The sequence below is a fragment of the Arthrobacter sp. 35/47 genome (assembly GCF_000520475.1).
Lineage (GTDB): Bacteria > Actinomycetota > Actinomycetes > Actinomycetales > Micrococcaceae > Arthrobacter_D > Arthrobacter_D subterraneus.
The window spans coordinates 194,743-200,122 of record NZ_KI914581.1 but is presented as its reverse complement, the minus strand read 5'-3'; the positions used below and the strand labels follow the sequence as shown (position 1 = coordinate 200,122).

The 5,380-nt window shown below is 65.5% G+C and carries 7 protein-coding genes and 1 pseudogene; 3 read left to right on the top strand and 5 right to left on the bottom strand.

The genetic code is table 11. The annotated features are described in order from the left end of the window. Positions 1 to 696 (top strand): annotated as a pseudogene (locus X803_RS21240) (MFS transporter); the annotation flags it as partial. 26 nt (positions 697 to 722) lie between these two features. On the opposite strand, the gene X803_RS0101330 reads toward X803_RS21240, so the two are convergent. From X803_RS0101330 to X803_RS0101320, 3 genes are read right to left on the bottom strand one after another with little or no spacing between them, the layout of a single operon-like run. Next, entirely contained in the window at positions 723 to 1,610 is an 888-nt protein-coding gene (locus X803_RS0101330; RefSeq protein WP_026543726.1) for an HNH endonuclease, read from the bottom strand. A 39-nt stretch (positions 1,611 to 1,649) separates the two neighbouring features. After that, positions 1,650 to 1,883: a membrane protein gene (locus X803_RS0101325; RefSeq protein WP_035777400.1), complete on the bottom strand. Its 234-nt coding sequence runs from the start codon at positions 1,881 to 1,883 to the stop codon at positions 1,650 to 1,652. Positions 1,884 to 1,892: 9 nt separating this feature from the next. Next, positions 1,893 to 2,093: a hypothetical protein gene (locus X803_RS0101320; RefSeq protein WP_026543724.1), complete on the bottom strand. Its 201-nt coding sequence runs from the start codon at positions 2,091 to 2,093 to the stop codon at positions 1,893 to 1,895. A gap of 165 nt (positions 2,094 to 2,258) precedes the next feature. Between X803_RS0101320 and X803_RS0101315 the strand changes: the two genes are divergently transcribed. Next, the gene (locus X803_RS0101315; RefSeq protein WP_026543723.1) at positions 2,259 to 3,713 is read left to right on the top strand and encodes a protein adenylyltransferase SelO; all 1,455 of its coding nucleotides are present in this window, start codon (positions 2,259 to 2,261) and stop codon (positions 3,711 to 3,713) included. A gap of 105 nt (positions 3,714 to 3,818) precedes the next feature. Then, entirely contained in the window at positions 3,819 to 4,067 is a 249-nt protein-coding gene (locus X803_RS0101310) for an SCO4226 family nickel-binding protein (protein ID WP_026543722.1), read from the top strand. A gap of 15 nt (positions 4,068 to 4,082) precedes the next feature. On the opposite strand, the gene X803_RS0101305 is transcribed toward X803_RS0101310, so the two are convergent. Together X803_RS0101305 and X803_RS0101300 are read right to left on the bottom strand one after the other, a co-directional pair. Beyond that, positions 4,083 to 4,988 (bottom strand): KPN_02809 family neutral zinc metallopeptidase, encoded by a 906-nt coding sequence (locus tag X803_RS0101305; protein WP_026543721.1) that lies wholly within the window; start codon positions 4,986 to 4,988, stop codon positions 4,083 to 4,085. Between the two features lie 63 nt (positions 4,989 to 5,051). Next, on the bottom strand, positions 5,052 to 5,378 hold the full coding sequence (locus X803_RS0101300; RefSeq protein ID WP_026543720.1) for an ArsR/SmtB family transcription factor: 327 nt from the start codon (positions 5,376 to 5,378) through the stop codon (positions 5,052 to 5,054). Between the last annotated feature and the right edge of the window lie 2 nt (positions 5,379 to 5,380).

Here is a 5,380-nt window from a genome sequence, read left to right as displayed (position 1 = left end):
GACCTGCGCGGATCCCTGGCCGCCGTAATGGCCATCTCCGGGCTGTTCGCGCTGATCCTCTTTTCCACGTTCAACAATTTCATCGGCGGCGTCTACATGGCGTTGATGGATCCCTACGGCCTGGAGATGTTCCCCGTGGAGCTGTGGGGGACCGTCTTCGCGTTCGGCGCCACCGGGTTCATTGTGGGCGGGGCGCTGATCGGCAAGTTCGGGCTCGGGTCCAACCCGCTCCGCACGATGCTTCTTGCGGTGGTCGTCATGGGTGTGCTGGGTGCGGTGTTCACGCTGCGGGAATGGGCCTGGCTGTATGTCGCCGGCATCTGGTTGTACCTGGTTCTGGTGCCATTCGTGGAAGCCGCCGAACAGACGATCATCCAGAAGGTGGTGCCGCTGCACCGGCAGGGCCGGGTGTTCGGATTCGCCATGGCGTTCGAGTCCGCCGCAGCGCCGATCACCGCGTTCCTGATCGCACCGATCGCCCAGTTCTGGATCATTCCGTACGCGCGGTCCGCTGAGGGTTCCGCGCAGCTGGCCCCGCTGCTGGGCGAGGGCGTGTCCCGGGGCATCGCACTGGTGTTCCTGGTTGCCGGAGTCATCATGATCGCGGCCGCACTGCTGGCCTTCCTGACCCCGGTCTACCGCCGGGTGTCGGCGTCGTATGTGCAGCCGGCGTCAGGAGAGCCGCAGATCAGTTAGTCCTCCACGCCGTCGTGTAATGGACATCATTCCGGGCGGGAGGAGGTGATCCGGCGTGCCGCCTCCTGGGCAGCCAATTGCGCGTCGGTGACAACGGCGCCCGGCAGATGACCGGCTGTGGAAACCATGCGGCGCAGCTCGGCGACCGTGTACGGATCGGACCGCCGGTGGGCCATGTAGTGGCAGTTCGGGCACAGCGGGACGAGATCAGTGCGGGGGTCCAGTTCATAGTTCCACGCCAGCCGGGACACCGGCACGGTGTGGTGAACGTGGACCAACCCGGCGCCCTCAGGGCCATACGTGGCCTCGAAATCGAACCCGCATGCCTGGCAGTTTGGGCCGTGGAGTGCGATCGCCTGCCGTCGGTCCTCCGCCCTGCGTTCATACCGGTTGACGTAGATGCGGGCAAGCGATTCATCCGGGCAGACGCCCGGCACAACCTCAAGTTCGCCGCGTTCCCCCCAGATGCTGTCCCGCAGATGTCTTCCCCATGCATCCCTGACGGTGCTCTCTACCTCTGGCGGGATGCGGCTCCCGGAACCGGGCGCCGCCTCCCAGGGGACGGTAGGGATCAGGGCTGCCAGCGTCTCGGTGCGGAGCTGTTCGCCTTCGGGAAGGAGGAGGTCAAACTCGATGCTGACGTACGTGACCGGTCCGCCGCCGTCGTCGGAATCAGGGTGTTTCCCAGTGTACGGATCACTGACTGTGACGCCGTGGCCGATCAGTCCGCGCTGATTCGGTCTGTCTCCCTGCACGAGTAGCCAGGCCTCGGCACCCGCAGGAAGATCCCCGTCGCCTTCCAGGGGCCAGGGCCGAAGATGCCGTCCCGAGTCCCGGACCGCAGCGACGGCGGTCCGGTAGGCCCCGTCCCAGTTCCATTTCTCCGGATTCCATGCCAGGATCACCGCCGTCATTGGACCAGTGTCCCATTCACGCGATGCCGCGCCCTACCTTCACCGGACGGCAGGGGGCTCGCGCCGGACTCCCTTCCAGAAGTACAGGAGGGGGCCGGCGAGGTTGAGCCCGATGACCACGGCCCAGGCGCCCTTGGGCCCGTTCACCTGGCTTTGCGGGCGGGTAGCCAGATCGAGCCAGGCAGTCGTCGCCAGCGCCAACTGTGTGGAGCCGAGGGTGAGGACGAGAGTTTTCTCGCCGTCAGTGAGATCGCTCCACCGTTTTTTGGCCACGATGGTCAGCTATCCGGGAAACGGCATGAACGGGACGTCCGGCTTGCCGTCATTGTCCTTGTCGCCGTACGCCTTCATTGCCAGTTCGTCGGCCTTCTTCTCACTGCCGTGGATATGGACGTACCCCTCACGGAAGTCCTTTTGATGCGCAGAGGCAGCAGCGGCCTGCTTGCGCTCGAACTCGTTGCCTTTTCTTCGAAAGATGGACATATCCGGTTCCTTTCCAGGCTCGCGTCGATTCGGCTCCGGGCAGACGGCCCATCGCCGACATAGTTCAAAAATACGCCCGGCCGGCGGGGAAAGCGATAACGAAAGCGTCGCGTTGGAAACCTGCCCGTGGGGAACAACCATGCCGCATCCGGTGTTGTCAGTAGGGTGACTGTTTCAACGGCGCCGCCCGTCACCCTCGACAACCATTTCGCCCGCCACCTGCCCGAAATGGGCATGCCCTGGCAAGCAGCCGAACCCGCAGAACCCCAGTTGCTCGTCCTCAACGGGCAGCTCGCACTGGACCTTGGCCTGGACCCGGACTTCCTTCGCAATCCCGACGGTGTGCGGCTGCTGACCGGCAACCTTCTGCCGGAGGGAGCCACCCCTGTTGCCCAGGCCTATGCCGGCCATCAGTTCGGCGGGTACAGCCCGCGCCTCGGCGACGGGCGGGCGCTGCTGCTCGGGGAGGTCACCGATGCGCGCGGGAGCCTCCGCGATATACACCTCAAGGGCTCGGGCCGTACGCCCTTCGCACGCGGCGGGGACGGGCTGGCTGCCATTGGCCCGATGCTCCGCGAGTACATCGTGAGCGAAGCCATGTACGCGCTCGGCATACCCACCACCCGCTCGCTCGCCGTCGTCGCGACCGGACGGCCGGTGCAGCGCGAGGAGCTCCTGCCCGGCGCCCTCCTGACCCGCGTTGCCTCCAGCCACCTGCGGGTCGGCACCTTCCAGTACGCGCGGGCAACCGGTGACCGGGAACTGCTGGAACGCGTGGCGGACTACGCCATCAACCGCCACTACCCGCACGCCGCAGAGGCACCGAACCGGCACCTCGCGCTGCTCGAGTCGGTGATCACCGCCCAGGCGTCCCTCGTGGCCCAGTGGATGCTGGTGGGTTTTGTGCACGGCGTCATGAACACCGACAACATGACCATCTCCGGTGAGACCATCGACTACGGACCCTGCGCCTTCATCGACACGTTCAATCCGTCAGCGGTCTACAGCTCCATCGACAGCATGGGCCGCTACGCCTACGCGAACCAGCCCGCTGCCGCCCAGTGGAACCTGACACGGTTTGCCGAGACCCTCCTTCCGCTGCTCGCCGAGAACCAGGACGACGCCGTGAGGCTGGCTGAAGAAGCCCTCGGCGAGTTCGCTGCCCGGTACAGCCGGGCCTGGTCCGCGGGCATGCAGGCGAAACTCGGACTGAAGAACGACGTCGACGCCTCCACAGTGGCCGGAAAATTGCTGACCCTGCTCGAGGAGAGCCAGGTCGACTACACCTCCTTCCTGCGACGTCTCAGTGCTGCCGCGCGCGGTGACGCGGGACCTGCCCGGGCCTTCTTCTCCGATACGGCGCGGTTTGACGCGTGGCTGCAGGAGTGGCTGGCGCTGGACCCATCCGCTGAAGCCATGGACCGGGTCAACCCGGCCTACATTCCACGGAACCACCTGGTCGAGGAAGCGCTCGCCGCTGCCGGAACAGGCGATCTCGCCCCGCTTGGTGATCTCCTCTCCGCAGTGACAGCACCCTTCACCGAACGCGCCGGCCTTGAGCGTTACGCCGCGGGAGCACCCGAGGAATTCGGTTCCTACCGGACTTTCTGCGGAACCTGAGCAAAGGTCATTGTGCCGTTGAACCGTCAGCGGGACAATGTGCCTAGCACTTAGCTACCCAGGCTCCGGGACCCCTTCGGCCCCACTGTTCAGAGGATGATCGTCATGGCCGAATTCATGGATATTCACCGCAATATGAAGGGCATCACGGCGGAGCAGCTCAAGGCCGCACACGATGCCGACCTCGCCATCCAGGCGGAGGAAGACGTCGTCTTCAAGCAGGCGTGGGCTGATCCGGACAGTGGGGTGGTGTACTGCCTCTCCGAAGCGCCGTCGGCGGACGCTGTCCGGCGTATCCATGAGCGCGCCGGGCACGCCCCGGATGACGTCCATCCGGTGCCGATCGTCGTCTGAACCGCTTTTCGGCCCTTACGGGTTGTCGAGGTCGTCTGCTGCGAAGGTGTCGCAGGCTTCGATGTCGCCGGTTTCCAGGCCACGCAGGAACCAGGCCTGACGCTGTTCACTGGAGCCGTGGGTCCAGGCCTCCGGATTCACCTGCCCGGTCGTCGACTCCTGGATCCGGTCATCTCCGACAGCCGAGGCGGCTGAGAGCGCATCCTGCAGATCAGCCCTGGTGAACTCGCGCAGGAAAGGAACCCCCGATTCGGGGTCGGCCACGGTTGTGGCGTGCGCCGCCCACATCCCCGCGTAGCAGTCGGCCTGCAGTTCCACCCGGACTGCCCCCGACTCCGCGCCACGCGGATCCTGCTGGGAGGCGCCCAGCGCACCGGTCAGGTTCTGGATGTGGTGCCCGAATTCATGGGCAATCACATATTCCTGCGCCAGCGGACCCGCTGAGGCGCCAAAGCGGGTCACCAGGTCATCAAAAAACGCTGTGTCATAGTACGTCTGCTCATCTGCCGGGCAGTAAAACGGTCCGACGGCGCTGCTTGCCGCCCCGCAGCCCGTGTTCGTCTGGCCGGTAAACAGTACGACGCCGGGGGGTGTGTACTGGATCCCGTAGGGCTCGAGATACGGCTCCCAGAAGCTGTCGAGGCTTTCAGCGGTACCCAGAATGCGGCAGTCCAGCCGCGCGTTGGCGTCCTCACCGGTCTGGCAGGCGTTGATGGCAGGATCGGCCCCCGCTTCGATGCCCGGGTCACTGCCGGTGCCGCCGTCGAGCCCCAACTGGTCCACCACGCCCGGACCGAAGAAGAGCGACAGGAGCAGGATGAGGCCGCCACCCAGCCCGCCGCCGATTGCGACGCCGCGCCCGCGGCCCCGCCGGTCACTTACCCTGGACGGATCAAACTGCGCGTTGTCGTTGAAGCTCATGGGAGAACTCTAAACTAGGAAGCCTGCTTTGTATTGACCGCCCTCCGGGGAGATTCCCGGCGTTCAGTCGTGTGCCGGTTCCCCTGTCACCCGGTGATCAGCGTGGTTCAGGCCCTCCCGAACCAGCCGGGCGAGGTGGCCGTCAGCGATGCTGTAAATGACGTTCCGTCCGCTTTTCCGTGTTGTGACCAGACCCGAAAAGCGAAGCTTCGCCAGATGCTGGCTGACCGAGGTTCTGGTTGCTCCGGTGCGTTCGACCAGGGAACCGACGTCACCGGGTTCCCCGGAGAGGAGCCAGAGGATGTGGAGGCGGGTGGGATCGGAAAGCATCCGGAAAAGGGATGCACCGACGTCGAGCCGTGCTTCATCAGGATCGGCAGGGTGATTCAGCG

Excerpts from the sequence above, each read along its gene's own strand:
- X803_RS0101320 (WP_026543724.1), bottom strand. The coding sequence starts at position 2,093 with ATGTCCATCTTTCGAAGAAAAGGCAACGAGTTCGAGCGCAAGCAGGCC.
- X803_RS0101305 (WP_026543721.1), bottom strand. The coding sequence starts at position 4,988 with ATGAGCTTCAACGACAACGCGCAGTTTGATCCGTCCAGGGTAAGTGAC.
- X803_RS0101310 (WP_026543722.1), top strand. The coding sequence starts at position 3,819 with ATGGCCGAATTCATGGATATTCACCGCAATATGAAGGGCATCACGGCG.
- X803_RS0101330 (WP_026543726.1), bottom strand. The coding sequence starts at position 1,610 with ATGACGGCGGTGATCCTGGCATGGAATCCGGAGAAATGGAACTGGGAC.